Source organism: Rhodococcus sp. NPDC055024 (genome assembly GCF_053608585.1).
In genome coordinates, this window is the sequence record NZ_JBSGVT010000017.1 from 32939 (window position 1) to 59791 (window position 26853).

Genomic DNA, 26853 nt, shown 5'->3' on the forward strand with positions numbered 1-26853 from the left:
GCGACTCAGAAGAGTGTTCCCACATCGTCTTTCACGATGTTCTCGAGCGCGCGCTCCGCCACTGCGGCGATGGTCATCGATGGATTGCACGCGGCGGAGTTGCCCGGCAGCAGAGCACCGTCGAGCACGTACAACCCCCGCTGGCCGAGAACTCGACCGTCGAGGTCGCACACCGAGTTCATGCAGGCACCGCCGAGGGGATGCCACGTGGACGGCAGTATCGCGTTCGTGTCGGTGAGTAGACCGTCTGCCGCGATCCGGTGGGCCGCCGGCCCGATGTGGCCTTGCTGGATCGCCGAATCCCCGTCCTTCGGCCAACGGAGCACCGCCTCACCCCGCGCCGAGTCGTACACGAACCGACCTCGGTCGCGGCTCACACCGAATCCGACCATCACCGTGCTGTGGGCGTCGAACGCCACGGGCGGGAACGACGCCTGTATGACGGTGAACGCGTTGTGCGGGTCTTCCCAGTTCCGGCTGCCGTAGACGACCGGTCCGCCCTGCGTCGCACCGAAGTTCTCGGCGAGATCCGACCAGATGTAGATCCGGTCGGCATTGGTCCCCCACCCTGCGCCGAGATCGTCCGGCAGATCCGTGATCCGCCCCGTTGCCGCGGCGCGGACCAGGAGTTTGGTGGTGTTCATGCTGCCGGCAGCCATCACGAGCGCATCCGTCGTCAAGATCTTGTTCTCGAGAACGTTGCCGGAAATGTCGGTCCGGTCCACGTACACACGCCACCGCCCGTCGGCGGCCCGCTCGACGTCGGTGACCTGGTGCAGAGTCTCGACATTCACCAATCCGGTCGCTTCCGCGGCCGCAATGTAGGTGACGTCCACGGAATGCTTGCCACCGTTGTTGACCCCGAGCGCGCCGTCACCGTTGGTGTACGACGGCTTCATCTCACCCCGAAGTTCGGCCAACGCGAAGTTCCAGTCGATCGGCATCGGAATTTTCGACACCGGAAGACCGGAACGCGTTGCGTTGCGCGCGAAGACGCGTGCCGCCTCGTAGTTCGGACTGGAGATCAGTTCTTCGGGTGCAGTTTCCAGTTGTAGCATCCGTGCCACCCGCGGGTAGTGGACGCGGTCCATTCGTGCATAGTCGAGTTCCTCCGGGAAATGCACGTTGAATACCGCCGCTTCCGGCTGCAGCGTCATCCCTTGGTACACAAGCGATCCGCCGCCCACGCCGGCAGCGCAGATCGCTGTCATGTTCTCACCGGTCACTGTCTCCAGCAAACCTGCATAGGGCTCGAAGATCGCCGGCCTACCGAACAGGGTCGGGTTGGACTGATGCCAGAGGATGCGCTTGTCCGGACGTGCGGGATGCGGAAAAGTTTCGGCATTCGGCCCCGTCTGCCACCGAATCCCTCTCTCCAGCAGGGTGACCGGAACTCCGGCCTCAGCCAAGCGAAGAGCCGTCACGCCGCCCCCGAAACCTGAGCCGATTACCACGACGCGGTGCTCTTCACGTGTCAGCGGAATCCCGGTTGCGGCCTCGGCAGTGCGTGGCGCCATCATCGCAACTCCCACGGCGGCCGTACCGGCCAAGAACGATCTACGTTTGACTCCGGACATGACTGGTGCTCCCTCGAAGAATGTCGCCAGAGAATTCCGGGCACGCCAAAACTAGACACTCTCGCAATGAAGTGTCAAGGTGTTGACAGCAACGACGATCTACGAGGTCGACCGCATCGCGGGCCCAAGCCATCGCCCGAGAAAGGCCCGCAGGGAGTCGTCGGAATGGACGAATTCACTGTCGAAAGCAACAACCGAAAGCCCCAGGCGCACGGCGATTTCCACCGTCTCGTCCAACTCTGCCTCCGTGGCGAGACCACGCTCGACCATGGGAGCGAGCATCTGACGAGCGAAAGGTATTGCTCGACTCATCATTTCGAGGTCGAAGACGGGGTTGCCCCGCTCGGCAAGCAGCAGCGTCGCCAGAATCGGGTGCGCGCGAACCGCTGTGCGCGCGGCAACGATGAATTCCACGACATACTCACACGCAGTGGCAACCGACTCCACCTGCGCCGTGATCTCCCCGAGGACCTCGATCGCAAGGCCGCCCATCGCCTGGGAGACAACCTCTTCGCGCGTTCCGAAGTTCGAGTAGACGGTCTGACGTGAGACGCCCGCCGCCGTGGCCACCGCAGCGATATTCACAGCTTCGAACCCACCGCCTTCGATCAGGCCTAGGGCGGCGCTGAGAATCTTCTGCTGTGATCGCACGAGGAAAGTATCGCGCACCGAAATTCCGGGCGACGAAACGCAGTGCACATCTGAGTCCTACCTGCATAAACGGCACGAACGGTTTCGTTTGGCCGCCAAATAGCAGTAGGTTAGGCTGCCCTTCATGAAAACATCTGTTCGGGGCCTCGCCGCCCTCGGTGCGGCTGCGATTGCAGTCACCACTCTCGTTTCGTGCTCCTCAGATTCGGACACCTCGACAGCATCACAAGCTACGGACGGATTCCCCGTCAGTATCGAGAACACCTTCGGAACGACGACGATCGAATCCAAGCCCGAACGGCTCGTCACCCTCGGCTGGAACGCACAAGACATCCTGTACGCACTCGATCTCACTCCGGTCGGCCAGCCCAAGTACACCTACGGCGCGGACGCCAACGGAGTCATGCCGTGGGCGCAGGACTACTTCGACGCGGACAAGACCACACTCTTCGACATGCCGGCGAGCGGCGAGCCGCCGGTCGAGACCATTGCGTCATTGACACCGGATGTGATCCTGGCGCCGTACGAGGGCTTCGAGGAGTCCGTCTACAACCAGCTGAGCAAGATCGCACCGACGGCTGCTTACCCCGGCGCAGCGTGGCAGACGACCTGGCAGGACCAGACCCGAATCGTCGGCAAGGCTGTCGGTAAGAGCGAAGAGGCCGACAAGCTCGTCGACGGCCTCGACGCAACCCTCGCCGATACCGCCGCAGCCCACCCGGAGTTCGCCGGAAAGACACTGGCAGTGGTCAACTTCGACACCGATTCGAGCAACATCAACGTCTACCTGCCCACCGATCCGCGTGTCCAGGTGCTGACGGAACTCGGATTCGTCAATGCGCCCGGCGTCGAAAAGCTCGCGGCGGACAATGCAGGCGGAACCTTCTTCAAGACGATCTCCTACGAGAACATCGCCGACATCGACGCCGATGTGATCGTCGGCTTCACCGACGGCTCCGGCGATCCGTCCGGCATCCCTGCAGTCGGCGGGCTCGACGCGGTCAAGCGCGGATCTACCGCCTTCCTCAGCGACACCCGCGTCATCGGCGGACTGAGCAACGTCAACGTCCTCAGCACGCCCTGGGTCCTCGGCCAGATCACACCGACGTTGAGCGAAGCCGCAAAGCGCGCCTCGGCCTAGAAAAGATGCAGTGTCGGTCGCGGTCTTTATGCTCACCTGCATGGCTGAACTTTCGATCTCCGTGACCAGACACGTCAATGCACCGGTCGATACCGTGTGGCAGGTCCTCACGGACCTCGACAATGCTGCCGACACCCTCTCCGGCGTGATCCGGATCGAACGTCTCGCCGGAGAGGGATACGCCGTCGGCACCAAGTGGCGTGAAACGCGGAAGATGATGGGCAAGGAAGCAACCGAGGACATGTGGGTCACCGAGGTCGAGGCTCCCACCCGCACGGTCGTCAAAGCCAACTCCCACGGCATGAACTACACGAGTGGGTTCACCCTGAAGCCTGACGCCACAGGCACGATCCTCGAGATGTTTTTCTCCGGCGAATCCGAATCCACCTCACGCATCTCGAAGATCTTCACAGCGGTATTCGGTCGATTGGGCGCGCGGGTGACCCGGAAATTCATGGCCAAGGATCTCGAGGACATCGCGACAAAAGCCGAGCGTCTCGCGGGCAAGTAAACCGACTTCACCTGCATTGATCTTATTGTTTGCATAATCACTGTAATCAATACTCCATCTCTGCGAACGGTTGATTCGACCACGGAATGGACTCAGCTGGATAACGGCGCGTGAGTCCCCGCCAAATCTGCCCCGGTGGGCGTAGCGTGCAGAGTGCTCGCGGGATGGATCGACGCATCGGGGTGTCGACCGTAGGGCCTTTTGAGGGGGCAGGAATGGCATTCAGCGGAACCGCCGCCGGCGGTGGATCCGGCGCTACTCGCGCCGACGTCGGACATGCAGTGCTCTTCGCCGGCGCCGCCGCGCTCGGTGGTTTTCTGTTCGGATACGACACCGCCGTCATCAACGGGGCCGTCGGTGCGATCCGAGACAAGTACGACATCGGCGCATCGGGCACCGGGCTCACGGTCTCGCTGACCTTGCTCGGCGCAGCACTCGGCGCCTGGATCGCAGGCACACTCGCAGATCGCCTCGGCCGCATCCGCGTCATGCAGATAGCCGCGGTGCTGTTCATCATCGGCGCCGTCGGTTCCGCAATTCCGTTCAGCGTCTACGATCTCACCTTCTGGCGCGTAGTCGGCGGCCTGGCAGTGGGCTTCGCGTCCGTCATCGCCCCGGCGTACATCGCGGAGATCTCCCCCGCCGCGATACGCGGTCGCCTCGGTTCGATGTACCAGTTGGCGATCGTTCTCGGAATCGCTGTATCGCAGTTGGTCAACTACGCACTCCAAGCCGCGGCCGGTGGCGATCGCAATCAGATCGCGGGTCTCGAAGCCTGGCAGTGGATGCTGATGCTCGAGGCCGTTCCCGCAGTCCTGTACCTGATCATGACAACCACGATTCCGGAGTCTCCACGGTTCCTCGTGGCGCAGGGCAAGGACGATCGTGCGCGCAAGATCATCTCCGATCTCGAAGGTGGAGATCACGACGCCGTCACCGTGCGCATGAACGAGATCCGCGAATCACTGACGGAGAAACAAGCCAAAACCACGGTGCGTCAGCTCTTCTCGAAGCGGCTCGGCGTATCCCATCTGGTCTGGGTCGGCATCGCACTCGCCGCACTGCAGCAGCTGGTCGGCATCAACGTGATCTTCTACTACTCGAGCACCCTGTGGCAGGCAGTTGGTTTCGGAGCCGATCGCTCGCTGCTCATCAGCGTCGTGAGCGCCTTGGTGAACATCGTCGGTACGTTTGTCGCCATCGCCGTCATCGATCGCGTCGGGCGGAAGCCACTGCTCCTTGTCGGCTCTGTCGGTATGGCCATATCGCTGGGCACCGCAGCATTCTGTTTCCATTCGGCAACAGTGACGAAGAACGAGATCGGTGAATCCGTAGCGACGCTTTCCGGCGCCAACGCCACGATCGCACTCATCGGAGCCAACGCGTTCGTCTTCTTCTTCGCTTTGTCCTGGGGTCCCGTGGTGTGGGTACTGATCTCCGAAATGTTCCCGAACCGGGTACGCGCCGCTGCAGTCGGAATCGCCACCGCCACCAACTGGGTCGCGAACTTCCTGGTGTCCTGGACGTTCCCGGCACTCGCCGATTGGAATCTGTCGTACACCTACGCCGGATACGCAGTCATGGCGCTACTGTCGCTGTTCGTCGTCCTGAGATTCGTGAAGGAAACGCGAGGCAGCACACTCGAATCCGTGCAATAGCGCTCTCCCGGTTTCACACCTTCAACCGAAAAGCGGTGGCCCTCGGATTGATCCGAGGGCCACCGCTTTTCGAGATTTGTCGGTAGACGACCTGTCAGCCTTGTGCGACTTCACCCTGAGCCGAGGCCGAAGACGCGTCCTCCTGGACGTGGACTCCGACGCTACCCATTCCTGCCACCCAGCCGGTGATCTTGCGGGAGAGGTCCTGAGCCGTCAGGCCAAGCTCCTTGTGGATGGCCTCGCGACTGGCATGATCGAGGAACTGCTGGGGAACGCCCATGTCGCGGCACGAGGTGTGAACTCCGGCGGCGCGCATCGCAGCGGAGACCGTCGAACCGATACCGCCGTGTAGACCGCCGTCCTCGATGGTGACAACGAGCGCGTACTTGTCCGCCATCTTCACCAGCGAATCCGCGACCGGCAGAACCCAACGCGGATCAACGACGGCAACCGAGATGCCCTGCTTGTCGAGTCGATCGGCGATCTCGAGCGCCAAGGAGGCAAACGGACCCACCGCGACGAGCAGCACGTCGCCGCGCTCGCCCTCGCTGACCTTGAGAACGTCGACCATTCCGTCGAGTCGCTTCACGGCCGGAATCGCTTCGGGTACAGCGCCCTTCGGGAAGCGTACGACAGTTGGTCCGTCGTCGACGAGGAGTGCCTCGTCCAGTTCTTCACGCAGTGTGTCGGCGTCACGCGGTGCCGCGACGCGAATCCCGGGGACGATTCCGAGCAGCGAAAGATCCCAGACGCCGTTGTGGCTGGCGCCGTCGACTCCGGTGACCCCGGCGCGGTCGAGCACGATTGTCACCGGTTGCTTGAGCAGTGCGACGTCCATCAACAACTGGTCGAACGCTCGGTTGAGGAAGGTCGAGTAGATAGCGACCACGGGGTGCAGTCCGCCCAATGCAAGGCCGGCGGCCGAGGTCATCGCGTGCTGCTCGGCGATACCGACGTCGAACATGCGGTCGGGGAACTTCTCACCGAATGCCGCGAGCCCGGTGGGGCCGGCCATGGCCGCGGTGATGGCGACGATGTCCTCACGACGCGAAGCCTGCTCGATCAGTGCGGCCGAGAAGACCGACGTCCAGTCCGGCGCTGACGACTTGGTGCCGCGACCGGTGACGGGATCGATGACGCCGGTGGCATGCATCTGATCGGCCACGTCGTTCTCGGCGTGCGCGTAACCGTTGCCCTTGCGGGTGACGGCGTGAACGATGACGGGTCCGCCGTAGGCCTTCGCCCGGCGCAACGCCGATTCCATGGCAGCTTCGTCGTGACCGTCGACCGGTCCGAGGTACTTGATACCGAGATCGGTGAACATCACCTGAGGACTGACCGCGTCCTTGAGACCGGCCTTCATCCCATGCAGGACTGAGTAAGCAGTGCGCCCGACCCAGGGCAGTCTCTTGACCATGCGTCGGCCGCTGTCGAGGGCGCGCTCGTAACTCGGTGCGGTGCGCAGCGCCGAGAGATGATCGGCAAGGCCGCCGATGGTCGGTGCGTACGAGCGACCGTTGTCGTTGACCACGATCACCACCGAACGATCTTTGCCGGCTGCGATGTTGTTTAGCGCTTCCCAACACATTCCGCCGGTCAGGGCGCCGTCGCCGACAACGGCAACAACGTGGCGATTCTGACCCGTCAGCGCGAAGGCCTTCGCGAGGCCGTCGGCATAGGACAACGCGGCGGACGCATGAGAGGACTCGACCCAGTCGTGTTCGCTCTCGGCGCGGCACGGATATCCCGACAGTCCGCCCTGCTTGCGCAGCGTGTCGAACTGATCCTGACGACCGGTCAGGATCTTGTGTACATAGGCCTGATGGCCCGTGTCGAAAATGATCGCGTCCTGCGGCGAGTCGAAAATTCGGTGCAATGCGAGGGTCAATTCCACGACACCCAAGTTGGGCCCGAGGTGACCACCAGACGCAGCGACCTTCAGCACGAGGAACTCACGAATCTCGTCGGCCAACTCCGTCAACTCGGCGTGGCTCAACTGACGTAGATCGTCAGGACCCTGAATGCGGGCAAGAACACCCAACGAGATCGCTCCCTCCGTGCTTCACAGCTGCACCGGTGCGCGCCGCGGCTGTCTTCGCGACAGTGCTGCCAGTCTACGGAGCGTTCCGGCGAACCGACACGCGGACTCGGCCCGATTCCGGTGTGACTTCGCGTAACAGCGAATTCCCGCGGATCGCTCGTGATCGCAATCACAGACAAATGGGATCGGTCGCAATCGACTCGGCGACTCTTGTTCCACAAAACGACCGCCATGTCAGCTTAAGGTCGACGTATGGGAACTGTGGTCGACGACCTGATAGCGCGAGTATTCGACGAAGTCCGATCACTCGACGAGGGCGAGTTGGCCGACTACATCCCCGAACTCGCGGCGGTCGCCCCCGATTCGTTCGGGATCTGCATCGCCACAGTCGACGGCTACGTGTACGAGATCGGTGACTCACGAGTCCCGTTCACCATTCAGTCGATCTCGAAACCCTTCACCTATGCGTTGGCTCTCGCCGATCGGGGAAGTGAGGCGGTTGCCGCGAAAATCGATGTGGAACCGTCCGGCGAACCGTTCAACGAAATCAGCCTCGACCCGCTCACCGAACGTCCGCGAAACCCCATGATCAATGCCGGCGCGATCACGGCTGCATCCCTGGTCGCCGGCGTCAATGCCGAGGTCCGCTTCGAGCGGATTCGCTCGGCTTACTCGCGATATGCGGGACGGGAGCTGAGCTTCAACGAGTCGGTCTACACCTCGGAAGCTCGTACCGGTCACCGCAACCGCGCGATCGGCCACATGCTGCGATCCTTCGACGTCATCACCGGCAATCCCGACGAGGCCGTCGACCTGTACTTCCGTCAATGCTCGATCGACGTGACCTGCCGTGATCTGAGTCTGATGGCCGCGACGCTCGCGAACAACGGCCTGAATCCCGTCACGCGCGAGCGTGCGCTGGCTCCCGCGGGCGTCGAGCAGGTCCTCAGCGTCATGGCCACCTGCGGGATGTACGACGGCGCCGGCAAGTGGCTGGTAGAGGTCGGATTGCCGGCCAAGAGCGGCGTCGGCGGCGGGGTCCTGGCCGTTCTGCCCGGCCAGATCGGCATCGCGGTGTACTCCCCCAGACTCGACGTTCACGGAAACAGCGTTCGTGGAGTTGCTGCTGCCCGGGCGCTGTCGAAGGAACTCGAACTGCACTTCCTCCATGTGACGCGGGCGTCACGCTCCTCGATCCGGGCCAGGTACAGCGTCATCGAAGCGCCGTCGCGAGTGCGACGCACCCCAACCGAACAAGCTGTGCTCGACGACGTCGGCAAACGCAGCCGGGTCTACGAACTGCACGGGGATCTCCTCTTCACCGGCGCCGAATCGGCGGTGCGCGAAATCGGCTCGGTGGACGAGGGCCTCGAAGTTGTCGTCATCGACGTGCGCCGCGTCGACGACGCCAGTGACGTCGCGGTCCGCATGATCACTGCACTTCAAGTGCAACTGGCCGAACAAGCCTGCGCAGTGGCGGTCGTCGATCCGCAAGGACTACTGGGACAACGAAGTTCGAGCGTCGACCCCGCCAGAAGAAGTGGTCGAGTTTTTGCAGACCTCGATTCCGCGATGCAGTGGTGCGAGGACACGTTGCTTGCGGTGCACTGTGAGGCAGATCGACAGGCGTCGACGATCTCGATCGAGGATCATCCCGTTCTCGATGCTCTCTCCGCGGCACAGATCGAGGGATTCTCGGCGGAATTGGAGACGCGAACGTATGCCCGCGGCGAGAAGATCGCCCGCCGAGGTGAAGCGGCCTCGGGGTTCTATCTGATTCTCAGCGGCCAGGTCAGCACCATGTTCACCGACGCACACGGGGTCGAGCATCGCATCACTACGCTTTCCGCCGGAATGACGTTCGGCGAGATGACGATGTTCCTCGACACCCCGTTCCTCAACGACATTCGCGCCGATTCGACGGTCACCGTGGCCGTCCTGACACCGGAGCGATATGCAGAACTGACCGCGCAGGCGCCCGAGTTGAAACTTGCGCTTCTCGAACGTCTTGCAGCGGGAGCCTACGAGCAATTGGACCTGATGTTGCGGAGTGTCATCTCCGCCGGACGAATCGGATAGGACGTACACATGCCGACCACCGCCCTCACCTCGGAGTCGTCCACTGTCACGGTGACCGGAACCGCCACTGCAACAGCTGTTCCCGACATCGTTCGGTTGACGATCGGAGTATCGGTGACGCAGACAGCCGTTTCCGACGCATTCGATGCCGTCGCCCGCCTGTCCACTGCTCTGACCGAGACCCTGCACGCGCGCGGTGTACACGGAGCGGACCTCACCACCGCCGGACTGAGCGTGCATCCACAGATCCATTGGAGTGACGGTGGTCGGCAGGAGACAACAGGTTTCACCGCATCGACAACTTTTCGAGTCGTACTGCGTGAGCTGGAGCCGGACGCGGCCAACTCGCCCGCCGCCGTCATCGCGGCGTGTGTATCCGTGGGCGGGGATGCCATCCGCCTCGACGGACTGGAGTTCGACCTCGACGACCGCAGCGATCTGGCGACAAAAGCACGCGAGTTGGCATGGACGGCAGCCGAATCGAAGGCGAGGCAGTTCGCAGACCTGGCAGACAAAGATCTGGTCGAAGTCCTCGAGGTGCTCGAGGACTTCGACCAGGTCGTGCCGACGCGCGGACGTGTCGCGGCAATGAAAGCGGATTCGGCCCCGATACCCGTCGAACGCGGAGAGATCGAGGAATCGATCTCGGTCCGCGTTCGATGGGCTATGGCGTGAGCGAACTTTCAGAAGACGGGGCCTGAAGGTAGATCAGCCGGGCGTGAGGATCAGCGAGTGAGGTTCTTCTCCTCGTTCTTCTCTTCGCGCTCTTCCTCGAACTTCTGCTCTGCATCGGGAGTCGCGATGTCGATCGTGGTACGCAGCGGACGGTTCGGGATGAAGATGACCGATACGAGCGTGACCACCGCGACGACAGCTGCGACCAGGAAGATCCGTCCTGTTGCGTCGCCGTAAGCGAACCGGACGATCTGCGAGACGAAGTCAGGCATGTTGCTGAGGTCGAGTCCGTCCTGCAGGCTCTTTCCGGCTACCGCCTGCTGCTCGGGCGGCAAGGTGGAAACCGAATCGACTGTCAGTGTCTTGACCCGGGTCGCGAGAATCGAACCGAGCACCGAAACACCGATCGCGCCGCCGAAGGTGCGGAAGAACGCCACGATACTGCTGGCCGCGCCGATGTTCTCGACACTGACCGTGTTCTGCACCGCAAGCACGATGTTCTGCATCAACATGCCGGTACCCAGACCGACGATGGCGATGAAGATTCCGATGGTCCAGAGGCTGGTGGCGTGGTCGATCGTCGACAGAAGACCGAAACCGACCAGCAGGAGAACAGCGCCGGCGACGATGAAGGGCTTCCACTGACCGAACTTGGTGATCAGCTGTCCCGAGCCGACGGACGCGACGAGCATGCCTGCCACCATCGGGATGGTGAGCAATCCGGCTTCGGTGGGATCGAATCCACGGGCGGTCTGGAAGTACTGCGTCAGGAAGGTCGTTGCACCGAAGAGGCCGACACCAACGGCGATCGAGGCGATGATCGCGAGAGCAGTGGTGCGCTCGGTGATGATCTTGATCGGCAGAATGGGGTCCTTGACCTTGGATTCGACGAACATCGTCAGGCCGAGCAGGGCCAGACCACCGATGACGAAGTAAGCCGACTCTTTCGAGAACCAGGCGTAGTAGTCTTCCTGGCCGGCAAACGAAACCCAGATCAGCAGGACGCTGACACCGGCGGTGAGCAGGGTGGCGCCCATCCAGTCGATGGAGACGTTGTCCTTCTTCACGGTCTCGACGTGCAGAGTGCGCTGAAGCAGGAACAGTGCGATGACTGCCAACGGAACGCACACGTAGAAGCACCAGCGCCAGCCGGCAGTGTCCACGAGGACGCCACCGAGGATCGGTCCGCCGGACATCGAGACGGCCATGGCCGCACCCATGTATCCGGAGTAACGACCGCGATCACGCGGCGGGATGATCGTGCCGATGATGGCTACGACGAGAGCGGTCAGACCGCCCATACCGATGCCCTGGATGACGCGAGCACCGAGCAGCAAAGGAACGTTGTGTGCCGCGCCGGCAATGACCGAGCCGATCACGAAGATGACGATCGCGGTCTGGACCAGGACCTTCTTGTTGTAAAGGTCGGCCAGCTTGCCCCAGATCGGCGTCGACGCCGCAGTGGCGAGCAGTGCCGTGGTGATGATCCAGGCGTACTGCGTCTGCGTTCCGTGCAGTTCACCGATGATGGTGGGAAGCGCGGTCGAAACGATGGTGCTGCTGAGCAACGCGGTGAACAGCGCTGCGATGAGTCCGGTGAGTGCTTCGAGAATTTCGCGGTGAGTCATCGCGCCTGCTTCGCGAGCCGATCCGTCACCTCCGGTACTTGCCCGGGTTTCTCCTACTGTTGCTGCCATGTGCCTTATCTCCCAATACTTTCTACGCCCGTGTGCGGAACTGCCGGTGAGGCCTGGCGATTCGTTGCGCCGAACGTCTCGTTGAGACGTTGCAGCGATGTCACTGCGGCCATGGCCTCTTCCTGGCTCCAGTCTTCGAGCATGTTGCGCAAACGCGCCGCACGCCGTTGCGTGGTTTTCCGTAAAACTTCGTGCCCCTCTTCCGATACTCGGATGCGGAACGCCCGTTTGTCAGCCGGATCGGGATTTCTCTCGACATACCCCGCGTCGACCAGATCCGACATTTGCCGGCTCAGCGACGACTGACTGACACATAGATCGACGGCCAATTCGTTCTGTCGGCACTCCCCCCGCACTGCCAGCATGAACAACACGCTGACCAGCGCGGGCGGCAGCAGACTGTCTGCGCCGGTGGTGACCGCGGCTCGCAGCGATCTGCCGAACATGAAGATCGTGTCGACGAGCGCCTGGGCCGTCTCCGGCTGTACCGACATTGCCTACCCCTGAATTCGAGTGGCCCGAACGAGCCGTGACTTGAAAACGGAAAACTACTTGCAGAACGAAACTATACGATTAGTTGCGTAATGCAAGCAACTGTTGTGAACGCGAGAAGCGTCACACCGTTTCAGGGAAAGATTTCGAGACGTCTCAGCGTTCGAGGAGCGCGATGCACTCCATGTGGTGAGTCTGGGGGAACGCGTCGAACGCCCGGAGTCCACCGACTGCGAAGCCCTGCTCCAGGTAGAGGCCGATATCGCGACCGAAAGACGCCGGGTCGCACCCGATGTGGACAATCCGTTGGGCGCCCGTTGCGGCGAGCGCTTCCACCACCGGACGGCCCGCCCCCGCCCGGGGTGGATCCAGCACGATGACGGCAGGCGAACGCTCCAGATCCGCGAGAACGTTCTCGACCCGGGCACTGTGGAAGCGGACCTGACCGAGATCCGAGAGCGCTGCCCGCCCGTCGGCAACCGCGCGCGCCGAAGATTCCACGGACTCCACGACCCCGGAAGGACCGACAAGGTCGGCGAGCACAGCTGCGAAGACGCCGACGCCGCCGTAGAGATCCCAGGCCGTGTCGCCGGAAGCGGCTCCGGCCCAGTCACCGACCACCTGTGAGTACGCTGCCGCAGCGCCGCGATGCGCCTGCCAGAAACCGGTCGCGGACAACGCCCATTCCCGATTGCCGACGCGCTCGATCACCGTGTCCGACCCGATGGCGACGCGGGTCTTTCGTGGACCGCCGCTCGCCGCTCGGCGTGCCATCGCGCCGCGACGGCCCGGAGTGCGTCGACCCGTCTTGGACACTGCGGGTGCGGCGATTTCCACGACGTGCCGCTCACCGGCAGCGTCGAGAACGACTTGCAGCTCACTGCCAGGCTGCCATTGCGGGCCGCCCAGGCCGTCGTATGCGCTCTGATCGATCTGGGTGCACCGCAGATCGGTCACGATCCGGTTGCTGCGGTAGGCGTGATATCCCGCGACGCCGTGCCCGTCCACTGCCAGCCGAACTCGCGTGCGCCAGCCCGTTCCGTCTCCGGTTCCGGGCAGCTCCTCCACCTCGACATCCGATTCGACGCGAGCGAGTCGTAGAAGCTGTTCCCGCACGACCGAGGTCTTCATCTCACGTTGGACGCTCAGGTCCGCATGCGAGTAGTCGCAGCAACCTGCCCCGCCCGGCCCGGAGATAGGGCACGTCGGATCGATGCGATGCGGAGATGCGTCGAGAACGGAGATCGTGTCGGCGCGGCAGAAGGACCCACCTTTGTCCTCGGTCACCCGGACGAGCACCCGCTCCCCCGGCAAACCGTGACGGACGAAGACGACGCGCCCCTCGTGCCGGGCGACGACGAACCCGCCGTGGCCGGGGTTGCCCAGATCGACCTCGAAGCTCTGCCCGGTCCAATTCTCACTCAACGAACTACGCCTGCCATTTCGATGTTGCCGATCATTTTTCGCCGCTGATCACTTCTCGCCGCTGGTCATTTCTCGCCGGTGTCGTACCCACGACGTATCGCACCTGCGGCCTTCTCGATGTCGAGCGGCTTCGCCTTTGCCGACGAACTCAACTGCCACGGAACGCTCGTCACCATCACCCCTGGCTGGAAGAGCAGGCGACTCTTGAGGCGAAGTGCGCTTTGGTTGTGCAGGATCTGCTCCCACCAGTGTCCGACGACGTACTCGGGGATGAACACGGTGACGACGTCACGCGGAGCGTCGCGTCGTACACGCTTGACGTAGTCGAGAACCGGCTTGGTGATTTCGCGGTACGGCGACTCGATCACCTTGAGCGGAACCGTCACGTCGCTCTTCTCCCACTCACGCACGAGTGCACGCGTGTCGGGCTCGTCCACGTTGACCGTGATGGCTTCAAGAGTGTCCGGTCGCGTGGCTCGCGCGTAGGCGAGAGCCCGCATGGTCGGCATGTGCAGCTTCGAGACGAGCACGATCGAGTGCGTGCGACTGGGCAGCACGCCGTCCCACTCCTGCTCCTCGAGTTCGGCGGCGACGCTGTCGTAGTGCTTGCGGATCATCTTCATCACGATGAAGATCGCGACCATCGCGACGATGGCGATCCACGCGCCGGCGGCGAACTTGGTGATCAGAACGATGATCAAGACGGTGGCGGTCATGGCCAGACCGATCGAATTGATCACTCGCGAGCGCTGCATGCGGGCCCGTTGTGACTTGTCGGTCTCGGACTTCAGATGCCGAGTCCAGTGCTTGATCATGCCCGTCTGACTGAGCACGAACGAGACGAAGACGCCGACGATGTACAGCTGGATGAGCTTGGTGACCTCGGCGCCGAACACCACGACGAATGCGATGGCAGCACCGGACAGGAAGAGGATTCCGTTGCTGAAGGCCAGTCGGTCGCCGCGTGTGTGCAGCTGACGCGGTAGGTACCGGTCCTGCGCCAGGATCGACCCGAGTACCGGGAATCCGTTGAAGGCGGTGTTCGCGGCCAGAACCAGGATCAGTGCCGTCACGATCGCCATGAAGAAGAATCCGATCGGGAAACCACTGAACACGGCTTCGGCGATCTGCGCGATCAGGGTCTTCTGGTGGTACCCCTCCGGCGCTCCGACCAGCTGTTCCTGCGGATTGTGTGCGTAGACGATGCCGATCTTCTGAGCCAGGATGATGATGCCCATCAGCAAGACGATGGCGATCGACCCGAGCAGCAGCAAGGTAGTGGCAGCGTTGCGCGACTTCGGCTTCTGGAACGCCGGTACGCCGTTGCTGATGGCCTCGACGCCGGTCAGTGCAGCACAACCAGAGGAAAATGCGCGGGCGATCAAGAACGCGAAGGCAATTCCGTACAGATGCGAATCCTCGGCGTTCAGCGTGAACGACGACGATTCCGCGTGCACATCCTCACCGAGGACGTAGATCCGGAAGAATCCCCACCCGAGCATCAGGAACATACCGACGATGAATGCGTACGTCGGAATTGCGAACGCCGTGCCGGATTCACGGATACCGCGAAGGTTGACCGCCGTCAGCAACACGATCGCCGCGACCGCGAACAACACCTTGTGCTGCGCAACGAACGGCAGAGCCGAGCCGATGTTCGACGCCGCCGACGAAATCGACACCGCGACGGTCAGCACGTAGTCGACCATCAGCGCGCTACCGACGGTCAGACCGGCGGTCGGGCCCAAGTTGACCGTTGCTACCTCGTAGTCGCCGCCACCGGACGGGTAAGCGTGCACGTTCTGGCGGTAACTCGCCACCACCACAGCCATGACGATGGCCACGGACAATCCGATCCAGGGCGTGTACGCGTACGCGGAAATTCCGGCGACGGAGAGGACCAGGAAGATTTCTTCGGGGGCATACGCGACGGACGACATCGCGTCGGACGCGAAGACCGGTAGTGCAATTCGCTTGGGTAGCAGCGTGTGCCCGAGTTTGTCGCTTCGGAACGGCCGACCGAGCAGGAGCCGCTTGGTAGCGGTCGAGAGCTTAGACACGTGCAAAGCGTAAGCCGTCGCACCCGATTCGGAGTCATCAGCGCCCGAACTTCACCTTTTGTCGTGACAACCGGCACGCAGGCGACCGTTGTACTTGCTCTTCCCGTGAGGGGCTGTACCGTTCGATTCGGCGTGCAATCGCGCCACGAGGGTCCATGAACGGAGTAGGGCGTGTATGTCGTCATCATGGGGTGCGGTCGGGTGGGTTCGTCCCTCGCCGCGTCTCTGACCAGGATCGGACACGAGGTCGCCGTCATCGACCGCGATCAGAGTGCGTTTCTGCGTCTCGATCTCGACTTCCCGGGAACCAAGGTTCTGGGAATGGGGTTCGACCGTGACGTGCTGGTCCGGGCTGGCATCGAGCGCGCCGACGCCTTTGCCGCGGTGTCCTCGGGAGACAATTCCAACATCATCGCAGCACGCGTCGCACGCGAGACTTTCGGCGTCGAACGCGTCGTCGCACGTATTTACGATGCCAAGCGTGCCGCCGTCTACGAGCGGCTCGGCATTCCCACCGTCGCCACCGTGCCGTGGTCGACCGATCGTTTCCTGCACACGCTGACCAAGGAAAGTCAGACAGCGAAGTGGCGCGATCCTTCGGGCACTGTTGCCATCACCGAACTTGCCCTGCACGAGGATTGGGCGGGCAAGCCGATCGCACTCCTCGAGGGCGCGACCAGTTCGAGAGTCGCCTTCATCATCCGCTTCGGGACCGGCATTCTCCCCGACCGCAAGACCGTCATCCAAGCCGACGATCAGGTCTACATCGCCGCCGTGTCGGGGACCGTCGCCGAGGCGATCGCACTGGCCGGCAACCCGCCGCCGAGTGACGACTGAGGTAGGCCGCAGATGACTGATCCGAACGCCGTCCCTCACAACAAACCTGCGACTGTGTTGCACTACACCGTGATTGGAAGTTCTCGATGAAGGTCGCCATCGCCGGAGCCGGCGCCGTAGGCCGCTCCATTGCGCGAGAGCTGATTCGAAGCTCACATGACGTCATGCTGATCGAACGCAAACTCGATCACATCGAACCGGAGTCGGTACCCGAGGCGAAGTGGGTACACGCGGACGCCTGCGAACTCAGCCGACTCGAGGACGCGTCGATGGAGTCGTACGAGGTCGTGATTGCCGCGACCGGAGACGACAAGGCAAACCTGGTCCTCAGTCTGCTCGCGAAAACCGAATTCGGAGTTCGCCGAGTTGTCGCCCGCGTCAACGATCCCCGCAACGAATGGCTCTTCGACGAGTCGTGGGGCGTCGACGTCGCCGTCTCGACACCGCGGATGCTCGCTTCGCTCGTCGAAGAGGCCGTCTCCGTCGGTGACCTGGTCAAACTGATGACACTGCGGCAGGGACAGGCCAACCTCGTCGAAATCACGTTGCCCGACAACACACCTCTTGCCGGAAAAGCCGTCAAGAAGCTCGAACTACCGCGAGACTGCGCGTTGGTCACCATCTTGCGTGGTGGTCGTGTGATCGTTCCGCAGATGGACGATCCCATCGAAGGTGGTGACGAACTCCTGTTCGTCGCGGCCGTCGACGCCGAGGATCAGTTGCGCGTAGCACTCCGCCTGGAGAATTGACCGACGAGAACACACCGACGACGAAAGGGAATCACATGGCACAGGCACCCGAAAACACCGTAGTCACCGACAATCCAGGCCAGAGCCGCTACGAGATCCATGCCGACGGCGACCTTGCCGGGATCGAGGACTACACCACCTCCGGTGACGTCGTCTCGTTCAACCACACCGAGATCTACCCTGCCTTCGAAGGTTTCGGGCTGGCCGGGGTTCTCGTTCGCCAGGCTCTGGACGACCTACGAGCACGCGGCCTCAAGGTTCACCCGGTGTGCCCGTACGTCGTGAAGTTCCTCGACAAGCACCCTGAGTACCAGGACCTGATCAGCTGAGATCGCGGTCTTCGCGCGGCTTCGTCAGATTCACCGAGCCCACCTCTTCGGACCCCGTGTCCGTTGCGGTGGGCTCGCTGCTTTCAGGCCCGACAACCGGTTCCGGCTCGACGATCCGATCGGCCCTGCGCACGGCCCAGATGGTCACCAGCAGGACCAGACCCGTCAGCGGCCACCCCATGCCGATGCGGGCGACTGCGAGCCATCCGGTGTGGTCGGTGTCGTAGAGCTGTGACTGAACGAGATAGCGCGCACCGAAGACCAGAGCCCATGCAGCCGTCGCGATGTCGTAGAGGCGGACGGCAGAGCGGTGCTTGCGCCAAAGATTGCCGTGCCCGTTGAGGTAGCCCCAGATGATACCGACGAGAGGCCAGCGGACGAGGATGGAAATCAGGAAGACAGCGCCGTAAGCGAGGCTCGTGTAGATACCGAAGAGGAAATATCCTTTGGCGTCGCCGGTGCGATAGGCAATGAACGCGGATACTCCGACTCCGAGAAACCCGGAAATGGCGGGTTGGAGGGAATCCTTGCGGAAGAGTCGCCAGGCCGCGATCGCGACTGCGACGCCCAACGCGGCCCAGATTGCCGCGGTGAGGTTCCAGATGCTGTTGACCGGGACAAAAATCAGAATCGGCAAAGACGAATAGATCAGACCACTCAGCCCGCCGAGTTGGTCGATTACCGATCGCTGTTCTGTTTCAGTCACCTGTCGAGGGTGCCACAGTCACCGAGTTGCACGGTAAAAGCGGGAAACGCGCCTATTCGCCGCGCAGTTCGTAGTAAGGGTTGAAGATCGCCTTGCGACCGTCCCGCTCGCCCACACGACCGCGGATCAGCAGGGTCTTACCGGTCTCGATTCCCGGGATCCGGCGACGCCCGATCCAAACGAGATTGATCACCTCGGTGCCGTCGAAGAATTCGGCCTCGATGCTTGCATTTCCGGACTTGGGACACGCGTCGACGCTACGGAGTCGGCCCACCATCGTGACCTCTTCACCGCGACGACAATCGCAGGCCTTCTGACCTCCGGAAGCCTTGTTGGACTCGGCCATTTCCTGGGCGTCCAACTGGTCGACGTCCTCGGTCAGACGCTGGGTCAGTCGACGAAAATATCCTGCGGCGGCGGGTGCCATTGCGCGCTCCTGCGAACATGTGTGACGCAAGGGTTTCGCGTCACGTGAAGGGCTGTGTGATCGCCACTGTAGACCCATTACGAGCGTGTAACCACACCGGTCAGTCCGCGCCTCGGGGGCACCGGGCAAGATCAAAAGATGCAGATCTCAGAATCGGCGACCGTGGCCGTCGTTCTCCCAGGTACAGGCTCTGACGCCCACTTCGCAGACCGCGCATTCCGGGCGCCGCTAGCGGCTCTGGGTGTGCGCATCGTCGCAATTGAACCGGACCCTCGGCGTGTCGTGGACGGCTATCTGGACGCGATGGACAGAGCCGCGGACAGGTACGGCCGAATCATCGTCGGAGGGGTCTCGATCGGGGCAGCCGTGGCGCTCCAGTGGGCCGCCGACAATCCCGATCGAACAGTGAGTGTGTTGGCAGCGCTTCCGGCCTGGATCGGGTCGGCGGACGACGCACCCGCAGCGGCGAGCGCGAGGTTCACCGCAGGGCAACTGCGCTCCGAAGGTCTGGAGGCGGTGATCGCGGCGATGCTCGCGTCGAGTCCGGCGTGGCTCGGGGCCGAACTCGAGCGCTCCTGGCGCTCGCAGTGGCCCGATCTCCCGGCCGCGCTCGACGAGGCGGCGTCGTACCACTCGCTCAGCGAGTGCGCGTTACGGGCGGTGAGCGTTCCGGTCGGCATCGCTTCGGCAGTGGACGACCCGGTTCATCCGGCGGCGGTGGCGCAGGCCTGGGCGGATGCACTCCCCCGCGGCGCAGTCGCCACGACGACGCTCGACATGATCGGGCGCGACCCCGCCGTTCTCGGGTCCACCTGCATCAAAGCGCTCGCGGCGATCGATTCCGATACCACCGCGAGCGCTTGACAGAAACCCTGAAAAACTCTGTTACTGGCCCAATTGCTGCATGGCAGAACCGGATTCGCCGCTACGCGGCGGCGGGGTCGGCCGCGCCGGAGGTGCCGGCGGAGCAGGAGGAGCTGACTGCTGCTGTTGGGCGGCGACCTGTTGCTGTTGGGCGGCGACCTGTTGCTGCTGCGCTGCCGCCAACTGCTGCTCGTGCGCGGCCGCCAACTGCTCGGCAAGTACCTGCGGGAGCACGACGGGCAGCGGTGTCCGCACCGGATGCGGCTCTGATCCTCGGTTGACGACGGTGTCGCGCAAGATGTCCCGTGCGATTGCCACCAAAGGGGCGTTCGCGGCGGTGGATCCACTCGGACCCGCGACCACGCAACGCACCATCCACCGCGGACCGTCGACGCCGATGAACCGCAGGTCCATGTTGGCAGTCACGGCAGCCAGTTCACGGCCCCACGGACCGTTCTCCACGCTCACCGCGGAATTGTCGTCGCGAAGCGACTGCGCGAGCTCGGCAACGACCTCACGCCACTGACCGGGCGATTTCGGGGCGGCGTAGGCGGCAACGGTGATGCGGCCGTGCTCGGTGACCAGATGTACGGCCTGCGGCGAACCGTTCGGCGCCATCTCGACCTGCAACTGTCCGCCGGTCGGCATCGGCACCAGAACGGATCCGAGATCAAGACGCTGACCGTCGCGGCCTGCCGTCGGATCGTCGGAATCGATCTCCGTGATGTCGTAGGGGCCCTCGGACTCGTCGCCGAATTCGTCACCGGCGGCCTCGCCGAATTCGTCACCGGCGCCGTCGTCGAAGTCTTCTTCGACCCCGTCGATCTCCACCGACTCGTCGTTCTCGTCACCGAAGAAGCTGGTGGGTTCCTCGTCGACGTCTGTCTTCTTCTTGCGTCCGAACATGATTCAGACTCCCTCTCCGACTACCGCGCCAGGCGCATCGGTATCGAGTATCGCGTGACCGCCGCTGGAACCGTAGCCTCCGGTCCCTCTGGTCGTGTCGTCCAGTGACTCGACTTCCTCGAAAACCGGGAGTTCGACTCGTTGAACCACGAGCTGAGCGATTCGGTCACCGCGGCGGATGTCGATGGCTGTGGCCGGATCGAGATTGATCAAGCAGACCTTGAGCTCGCCCCGGTATCCCGCGTCCACGGTTCCGGGCGCATTCACGATCGACAGTCCCGATTTGGCGGCGAGTCCGGAACGCGGATGGATCAATCCGACGGTGCCCACCGGCAGAGCGATCGCAATCCCCGTTCCGACCAGTGTTCGGTGGCCGGGTTCGATGGTGACGTCGCTGGTGGAGCACAGATCCACACCCGCATCTCCGGGATGCGCACGCTGTGGAACGGGCAGGTCTGGATCCAGTCGCTTCAAGGCGATGGAGAGATGGTCGCTCACGTGGGCCAAGACTACTCGTAGCGACGGACTATCCTTGACAGGTGCCCGAAACATCTCGACCTGACGTCGCCACCACAACGCCCCCGTCCACGACGCTGTACTCCGAGCGCCTGTGGGTGCCGATCTGGTGGTGGATCGCCGGACTGGCCGTAGCCGGACTCCTCGCGGCCGAGGTCCACATGGGCCGCCCAGGGCTTCTCTCGTACCTGGCGTACGTCGTACTGCTCCCCATCCCGATCTGGGCCGCGTTCTGGCTCAGCCGGATGCGCGTCGAGGTGGTGGAGACAGCAGGGGTGAAAGAACTGCACGTGGGTAGAGCCCACCTGCCGGTCGAACTGATTTCACGGGCGGCAGCAGTGCCGGCATCCGCGAAGAGCGCGGCGATGGGGCGCCAACTCGATCCGTCGGCGTTCGTCCAACATCGCCCATGGGTCAAGACAATGGTGTTGATCGTGCTCGACGATCCGGAGGATCCCACACCGTACTGGTTGGTGAGCACACGTCGTCCCGCTGATCTGCTGGCTGCGCTGGATCGCTGACCAGCGCGGTCACAGCAAAGCAGTACTCCCCGACCCTTGGTCGACCCTCGAGATGACGGGTCGACCACCGGGAAGGGAGATCAGGCAGCGCAGTCCATGCATACGAGCTGTCCGTTGGCATCACTGGCCAGGCGGCTGCGGTGATGGACCAGGAAGCAGCTCGAACATGTGAACTCGTCTGCCTGCTTCGGAACCACTCGAACCGAGAGTTCCTCGCCGGAAAGGTCGGCACCCGGCAGCTCGAAGGACTCCGCCGTGTCCGTCTCGTCGATGTCGACGACGGCTGACTGCGCTTCGTTGCGTCGCGCCTTCAGCTCTTCGAGCGAGTCCTCCGAAACCTCGTCGGACTCTGTACGCCTCGGTGCGTCGTAGTCAGTTGCCATCTCGTCTACCCCATCCTCTTCGTGTATCCCGGTCCCGTGTGCGCCGAGAATCCAGTAGATCCTTGATGCGCATGGAAACCGCCGTGGCATCCAGATCATTCCCTGTCGCTGCATAACGCTGCAGGACTGGAATTAGTGCCCGGAAGTTCCTTCCGAGAACGTGATCTGCGCCTCATTTGGTTGTCATTTCGGCGTCCTGCCGATGCCCAGTTGAACGACCTGGGCCGCCAGACAGTAGCCGACGCGAGCACGAAAGTAGTAACCGAATCGGAAATTTCCGAAAAATGACTACGAATTGTCACCAAGGCAAGAGCAAGCTGTGACCTTTCGGCGATGTTTTCGGGCCGAATCCGGGTAGAAACAGGCCGGTAATCGGCCAACTGCCGTTTCGCAATCGACAAGGACTCGACGCGTCGAGCCTCGCTTCGGCTGTCTCGTCACACAGGCCCTCTAAGGTAGGCACCGAACGTCATGCCGGCACCGCTCGGCCCGATGGCGAAGTACAAGTTTCGTCAAGAAAGTCGAGGGATACCGTGGTTTCTCTGATCACCGAAGGCAGCTCTACCGACGACCAGGGACGTCCGTTCCGCCGTCGGCGCGCGTGGCCGGTGATCGCCGTGTTCGCGGTACTCGCATTGATCGGCAGTGTCTTGTGGGTCCGAATCCTGAGCGCCGAGGCCGAAGTCAGTGACACCGTGGCGTGCAATCTTCCGCAGCCTTCCTCCGATCCTTCGGCAGCGGCGCCGCTACCGCTGGGAACCGTCGTGGACCGGTCGAAGCTGCTCGACGTCGATCCCGCTCCCCTGGCCGCCACCAAGGTTCGCGTGTTCAACGCCAACGGTGAGCACGGGCAGGCCGCCCAGGTGGCAGCGCAACTGAGCGAGTTCGGCTTCGCCAGCGCGCCGGACGTCCAGGTCGGAAACGACCCTGTCTACGTCGACCAGAACATGGAGTGCCAGGGTCAGATCCGCTTCGGAGCGAACGGCCTCGCCGCCGCCAGTTCCGTGTGGCTGGTCGCCCCCTGTGCCGAACTGGTCCAGGACGGCCGCGGCGACGACACCGTCGACTTGGCTCTGGGCACCTACAACAAGGGCGCCCTGACGCCCAACACCGACGCCACCGCGATCCTGCACGCTCTGGCCGAGCAGCCCGCGAACGCCGAAGTCGCCCCGATGGACATCGCACTGCTCAAAGCAGCCCGCACCGCGCGCTGCTGACAAATCCTGGTTCGACCTCAGCTCGGAATCGGCTGATCCGCGCCACTCACGCTGAGCATCTGCGCGAACTGATCCGCGATTGCCGGAGCGACGGCGTAGACGACCTCGCCGTCAGCCGAAGTGGAATTGGGCGACGGGACGTTGATCACGGCGCCCGCTTCGGAAGCGATCAGGGAGCCCGCTGCCCAGTCCCACGGACTCAGTCCGTGTTCGAAGTGAGCGTCCACCCGGCCGGTGGCAACCATGCACAGATCCAACGCAGCCGAACCGATACGTCGGATGTCGCGGACCTGCGGCAAGATCTGCCCGATCAACGTGCCCTGCACCTTCCGGCGATCCGCTCCGTATCCGAAGCCGGTGGCCAACAGCGCCATTGACAGTTCGGTCACCGCATTGGCCTGCAGGTCGCTGACGACGCCGTCGGCCGTGGTCATGCTTGCGCCGCCGCCACGATGCGCGGCGTACGTGGTTTCCAACGACACGTCGACGACAGCGCCGGCTACCGAGACCCCGTCGATCTGTACGGCCACCGAGATTGCGAACGCGGGGATTCCGTAGAGAAAATTCACGGTGCCGTCGATTGGGTCGACAACCCATCGAACTCCCGCGGCATCGTCGGTGTCTCCCCCACCTTCCTCACCCAAGATCGAATCTGCAGGCCGCAATTGCGCCAGAAGGTCGCGAATCACCTGTTCGGTTTCGGTATCTACCACCGTGACGGGATCGGTGGGCGTGCTCTTCGCAGCAACCGAACCACCTTCGGCGGCACCGGAACCCACCAGGCCGAATACCTCGGGCCGACGCAAGCGGACATGTTCGGCCGCGCGTTCGGCGACGGCTACGGCAACTGCCCGCAATTGTGCGGGGTCCAGCGAATCGGCGGAAAAGTCGGGCAACGTTCTTTCTGAAGGGCGCACCGGACCATCGCAACACATCTGCACCGAGGGGCACCACTCGAACGCCTCGAGTCGGACAGGTTCGAGAGCACGCGCCCGGGTGCTCGTTCGGGTTAGTGTTTGCAGCGGTAGATCGTGACCTCGAATTCGACACTCAGGAGCGCAGGACGATGACAACCACAGGTTTCGGGATCGATGTCGGCGGCAGCGGCGTCAAGGGCGGCACGATCGACCTGAGCACCGGGGAAATGATCGGTGACCGCATCAAGATCCTGACCCCGCAGCCTTCGACGCCCGACGCGATCGCGGGCACTGTCGCCGAAATCGTCGAGCAGGCCAAGTGGACCGGTCCGGTCGGCATCACCTTGCCCGCGGTTGTGACCGCCGGCGTCGCGCGCAGCGCTGCGAACATCGACAAGTCGTGGATCGACACAGACGCGGCAGCGCTCTTCGGCAAGGCACTGGGTGGGCGCGAGGTCACCGTCCTCAACGACGCCGACGCTGCCGGAATCGCCGAGGACTCGTTCGGAGCGGGCAAGGATACCTCCGGCGTCGTGATCTTGTTGACCTTCGGCACCGGGATCGGATCGGCCGTGCTGCACAACGGAGTTCTGTTGCCCAACACGGAGTTCGGTCACCTCGAAGTCGACGGCAAGGAAGCCGAGCACCGAGCGGCGTCGTCGGTGAAGGAAAAGAAGGACTGGAGCTACAAGGAGTGGGCCGTCGAGGTCTCGCGAGTTCTGACCACCTTCGAGAACCTGCTCTGGCCCGACCTCTTCATCGCCGGCGGCGGAATCAGCCGCAAGCACGAGAAGTGGATTCCGCATCTGACCAACCGCACGAAGGTCGTTCCTGCCACCCTTCTCAACACTGCGGGAATTGCCGGAGCTGCGCTCGCGTCGGTCGGACTGACCAGGCCGGCGCCCGTCGCCGGATGAGAAAACCCGCACGTGAAAAGGTGAAAATCTACCTGTTACGGCCCGCCGTGACGTAAGAGTTTCCTGAGAGTCGTTACAATGGTGAAGTCCGGCTGCGCGCCGGCCAACAACCATTGACCTCTCCGCCGGATCACCACTCTGGCGTGACGCCGCACGACACCGTCACGAAAGGGCGTACGTGGCAGCCACCGATACACGTCAGACTGCTGATTCTCCATCAGAGTCAGAGCCACAATCTCCAGCCGTGGAGGCGGCCACCGTCACCGCTCCGGCAGCCAAGAAGGCTCCGGCGAAAAAGGCCCCCGCCAAGAAGGCAGCAGCAAAGAAGGCTCCGGCCAAGAAAGCTCCCGCCAAGAAGGCAGCAGCAAAGAAGGCCAGCCACAAGAAGGCCGGCGATCCTGACGCCGAAGACGGCGATGTCGAGTTGGAAGACATCGACATCACGGACGGCGACCTCGCTGAGGTCGAGTCCGATGTCGTCGAGGTCGTAGCAGTCGGCGAAGACGAAGAAACCGCTGCGGAACCGTCCGAGAAGGACAAGGCTTCCGGCGACTTCGTCTGGGACGAAGAAGAGTCCGAGGCCCTCCGTCAGGCACGCAAGGACGCCGAACTGACGGCGTCCGCCGACTCGGTTCGCGCCTACCTCAAGCAGATCGGCAAGGTCGCACTCCTCAACGCCGAAGAGGAAGTCGAACTGGCCAAGCGCATCGAGGCCGGCCTCTACGCCGTCCAGATCATGCAGGATCTCGCCGACAAGGGTGAGAAGCTGCCTGCGGCTCAGCGACGCGACATGAGCTGGATCTGCCGCGACGGAAACCGCGCCAAGAACCACCTCCTCGAAGCCAACCTCCGACTCGTCGTCTCGCTCGCAAAGCGATACACGGGCCGCGGCATGGCCTTCCTCGACCTCATCCAGGAAGGCAATTTGGGCCTGATCCGTGCAGTCGAGAAGTTCGACTACACCAAGGGCTACAAGTTCTCGACCTACGCCACGTGGTGGATCCGTCAGGCCATTACCCGCGCCATGGCCGACCAGGCCCGCACCATCCGTATCCCGGTGCACATGGTCGAGGTCATCAACAAGCTCGGCCGTATCCAGCGTGAGCTGCTCCAGGACCTGGGCCGCGAGCCCACGCCCGAGGAACTCGCCAAGGAAATGGACATCACGCCGGAGAAGGTGCTGGAAATCCAGCAGTACGCGCGTGAGCCCATCTCGCTCGACCAGACCATCGGCGACGAGGGCGACAGCCAGCTCGGTGACTTCATCGAAGACTCCGAAGCTGTTGTCGCAGTCGACGCCGTCTCGTTCACCTTGCTGCAGGATCAGCTGCAGTCGGTCCTCGAGACGCTGTCCGAGCGTGAAGCAGGCGTGGTTCGCCTGCGCTTCGGCCTCACCGACGGTCAGCCGAGGACTTTAGACGAAATCGGACAGGTCTACGGCGTCACGCGTGAGCGTATCCGCCAGATCGAATCGAAGACGATGTCGAAGCTGCGCCACCCGTCGCGTTCGCAGGTTCTGCGCGACTACCTCGACTAGTCACACCGGTCAAGAGAAAA

The 26853-nt window shown here is 63.1% G+C and carries 26 protein-coding genes; 13 read left to right on the plus strand and 13 right to left on the minus strand.

Translation table 11 applies throughout. From position 1 onward, the window contains the following. Positions 1-5 precede the first annotated feature (5 nt). Together ACWF6P_RS27225 and ACWF6P_RS27230 are read right to left on the minus strand one after the other, a co-directional pair. On the minus strand, positions 6-1577 hold the full coding sequence (locus ACWF6P_RS27225) for a GMC oxidoreductase (protein ID WP_452623144.1): 1572 nt from the start codon (positions 1575-1577) through the stop codon (positions 6-8). A 99-nt stretch (positions 1578-1676) separates the two neighbouring features. After that, complete coding sequence (locus tag ACWF6P_RS27230) at positions 1677-2228, minus strand: TetR/AcrR family transcriptional regulator (protein WP_452623145.1); 552 nt, start codon at positions 2226-2228, stop codon at positions 1677-1679. A 124-nt stretch (positions 2229-2352) separates the two neighbouring features. Between ACWF6P_RS27230 and ACWF6P_RS27235 the strand changes: the two genes are divergently transcribed. From ACWF6P_RS27235 to ACWF6P_RS27245, 3 genes are all read left to right on the plus strand, one after another. Beyond that, positions 2353-3369, plus strand: a complete 1017-nt coding sequence (locus ACWF6P_RS27235; protein ID WP_452623146.1) for an iron-siderophore ABC transporter substrate-binding protein — start codon at positions 2353-2355, stop codon at positions 3367-3369. A 40-nt stretch (positions 3370-3409) separates the two neighbouring features. Continuing rightward, a complete protein-coding gene (locus tag ACWF6P_RS27240) occupies positions 3410-3880 on the plus strand; it encodes an SRPBCC family protein (RefSeq protein WP_452623147.1) in 471 nt (156 codons plus the stop codon). Positions 3881-4095: 215 nt separating this feature from the next. Then, complete coding sequence (locus tag ACWF6P_RS27245) at positions 4096-5538, plus strand: sugar porter family MFS transporter (RefSeq protein WP_378445834.1); 1443 nt, start codon at positions 4096-4098, stop codon at positions 5536-5538. Between the two features lie 94 nt (positions 5539-5632). On the opposite strand, the gene dxs is transcribed toward ACWF6P_RS27245, so the two are convergent. Then, complete coding sequence (gene dxs, locus ACWF6P_RS27250) at positions 5633-7579, minus strand: 1-deoxy-D-xylulose-5-phosphate synthase (protein WP_452623148.1); 1947 nt, start codon at positions 7577-7579, stop codon at positions 5633-5635. Positions 7580-7831: 252 nt separating this feature from the next. On the opposite strand from dxs, the gene glsA reads away from it, so the two are divergent. After that, positions 7832-9658, plus strand: a complete 1827-nt coding sequence (glsA, locus tag ACWF6P_RS27255; protein WP_452623149.1) for a glutaminase A — start codon at positions 7832-7834, stop codon at positions 9656-9658. A gap of 9 nt (positions 9659-9667) precedes the next feature. Continuing rightward, positions 9668-10333 carry an SIMPL domain-containing protein gene (locus ACWF6P_RS27260; RefSeq protein WP_452623150.1) on the plus strand — a complete coding sequence of 222 codons (666 nt, stop codon included), beginning with the start codon at positions 9668-9670 and terminating at the stop codon, positions 10331-10333. Positions 10334-10383: 50 nt separating this feature from the next. Here ACWF6P_RS27260 and ACWF6P_RS27265 read toward each other — a convergent pair whose 3' ends face one another. The 4 genes from ACWF6P_RS27265 to ACWF6P_RS27280 form a co-directional block, all read right to left on the minus strand. Next, on the minus strand, positions 10384-12030 hold the full coding sequence (locus tag ACWF6P_RS27265) for an MDR family MFS transporter (RefSeq protein WP_452623151.1): 1647 nt from the start codon (positions 12028-12030) through the stop codon (positions 10384-10386). 5 nt (positions 12031-12035) lie between these two features. Beyond that, positions 12036-12524: a MarR family winged helix-turn-helix transcriptional regulator gene (locus tag ACWF6P_RS27270; protein WP_378533350.1), complete on the minus strand. Its 489-nt coding sequence runs from the start codon at positions 12522-12524 to the stop codon at positions 12036-12038. 154 nt (positions 12525-12678) lie between these two features. Continuing rightward, positions 12679-13947 carry a class I SAM-dependent RNA methyltransferase gene (locus tag ACWF6P_RS27275; RefSeq protein ID WP_452623152.1) on the minus strand — a complete coding sequence of 423 codons (1269 nt, stop codon included), beginning with the start codon at positions 13945-13947 and terminating at the stop codon, positions 12679-12681. A gap of 65 nt (positions 13948-14012) precedes the next feature. After that, complete coding sequence (locus tag ACWF6P_RS27280) at positions 14013-16007, minus strand: APC family permease (protein WP_452623153.1); 1995 nt, start codon at positions 16005-16007, stop codon at positions 14013-14015. 171 nt (positions 16008-16178) lie between these two features. Between ACWF6P_RS27280 and ACWF6P_RS27285 the strand changes: the two genes are divergently transcribed. The 3 genes from ACWF6P_RS27285 (at position 16179) to ACWF6P_RS27295 (ending at position 17922) form a co-directional block, all read left to right on the plus strand. Then, positions 16179-16844, plus strand: a complete 666-nt coding sequence (locus ACWF6P_RS27285; RefSeq protein ID WP_283304515.1) for a potassium channel family protein — start codon at positions 16179-16181, stop codon at positions 16842-16844. A gap of 86 nt (positions 16845-16930) precedes the next feature. Beyond that, on the plus strand, positions 16931-17593 hold the full coding sequence (locus ACWF6P_RS27290; RefSeq protein WP_003942632.1) for a potassium channel family protein: 663 nt from the start codon (positions 16931-16933) through the stop codon (positions 17591-17593). A 35-nt stretch (positions 17594-17628) separates the two neighbouring features. Next, the gene (locus ACWF6P_RS27295) at positions 17629-17922 is read left to right on the plus strand and encodes a GNAT family N-acetyltransferase (protein ID WP_378533356.1); all 294 of its coding nucleotides are present in this window, start codon (positions 17629-17631) and stop codon (positions 17920-17922) included. Here the strand turns inward: ACWF6P_RS27295 and ACWF6P_RS27300 are convergent. Both ACWF6P_RS27300 and ACWF6P_RS27305 read right to left on the minus strand, forming a co-directional pair. Next, positions 17915-18628, minus strand: coding sequence for a DUF3159 domain-containing protein (locus tag ACWF6P_RS27300; RefSeq protein ID WP_378533358.1), 714 nt, complete (start codon positions 18626-18628; stop codon positions 17915-17917). The two genes, ACWF6P_RS27295 and ACWF6P_RS27300, sit on opposite strands and share 8 nt — an antisense overlap. Before the next feature lie 52 nt (positions 18629-18680). Next, on the minus strand, positions 18681-19055 hold the full coding sequence (locus ACWF6P_RS27305; RefSeq protein ID WP_003942613.1) for an OB-fold nucleic acid binding domain-containing protein: 375 nt from the start codon (positions 19053-19055) through the stop codon (positions 18681-18683). A 138-nt stretch (positions 19056-19193) separates the two neighbouring features. Between ACWF6P_RS27305 and ACWF6P_RS27310 the strand changes: the two genes are divergently transcribed. Then, a complete protein-coding gene (locus ACWF6P_RS27310; RefSeq protein WP_452623154.1) occupies positions 19194-19919 on the plus strand; it encodes an alpha/beta fold hydrolase in 726 nt (241 codons plus the stop codon). Between the two features lie 21 nt (positions 19920-19940). Here ACWF6P_RS27310 and ACWF6P_RS27315 read toward each other — a convergent pair whose 3' ends face one another. Together ACWF6P_RS27315 and dut are read right to left on the minus strand one after the other, a co-directional pair. Then, on the minus strand, positions 19941-20825 hold the full coding sequence (locus ACWF6P_RS27315) for a DUF3710 domain-containing protein (RefSeq protein WP_452623155.1): 885 nt from the start codon (positions 20823-20825) through the stop codon (positions 19941-19943). Positions 20826-20828: 3 nt separating this feature from the next. Beyond that, entirely contained in the window at positions 20829-21323 is a 495-nt protein-coding gene (gene dut, locus ACWF6P_RS27320; protein ID WP_003942635.1) for a dUTP diphosphatase, read from the minus strand. A 41-nt stretch (positions 21324-21364) separates the two neighbouring features. Between dut and ACWF6P_RS27325 the strand changes: the two genes are divergently transcribed. Beyond that, positions 21365-21862: a DUF3093 domain-containing protein gene (locus tag ACWF6P_RS27325; protein WP_075833062.1), complete on the plus strand. Its 498-nt coding sequence runs from the start codon at positions 21365-21367 to the stop codon at positions 21860-21862. An 80-nt stretch (positions 21863-21942) separates the two neighbouring features. On the opposite strand, the gene ACWF6P_RS27330 is transcribed toward ACWF6P_RS27325, so the two are convergent. Next, a complete protein-coding gene (locus tag ACWF6P_RS27330) occupies positions 21943-22245 on the minus strand; it encodes a DUF4193 domain-containing protein (protein WP_003942593.1) in 303 nt (100 codons plus the stop codon). A 533-nt stretch (positions 22246-22778) separates the two neighbouring features. On the opposite strand from ACWF6P_RS27330, the gene cei reads away from it, so the two are divergent. Then, positions 22779-23462: an envelope integrity protein Cei gene (gene cei, locus ACWF6P_RS27335; RefSeq protein ID WP_378445822.1), complete on the plus strand. Its 684-nt coding sequence runs from the start codon at positions 22779-22781 to the stop codon at positions 23460-23462. A gap of 17 nt (positions 23463-23479) precedes the next feature. Here cei and ACWF6P_RS27340 read toward each other — a convergent pair whose 3' ends face one another. After that, positions 23480-24358, minus strand: coding sequence for an inositol monophosphatase family protein (locus ACWF6P_RS27340; RefSeq protein ID WP_378630592.1), 879 nt, complete (start codon positions 24356-24358; stop codon positions 23480-23482). Between the two features lie 170 nt (positions 24359-24528). Here ACWF6P_RS27340 and ppgK point away from each other — a divergent pair, with 170 nt between their 5' ends. Both ppgK and ACWF6P_RS27350 read left to right on the plus strand, forming a co-directional pair. After that, complete coding sequence (gene ppgK / locus ACWF6P_RS27345) at positions 24529-25296, plus strand: polyphosphate--glucose phosphotransferase (RefSeq protein ID WP_378445820.1); 768 nt, start codon at positions 24529-24531, stop codon at positions 25294-25296. A gap of 112 nt (positions 25297-25408) precedes the next feature. Next, positions 25409-26833, plus strand: coding sequence for an RNA polymerase sigma factor (locus ACWF6P_RS27350; protein ID WP_452623185.1), 1425 nt, complete (start codon positions 25409-25411; stop codon positions 26831-26833). Positions 26834-26853: the final 20 nt, after the last annotated feature.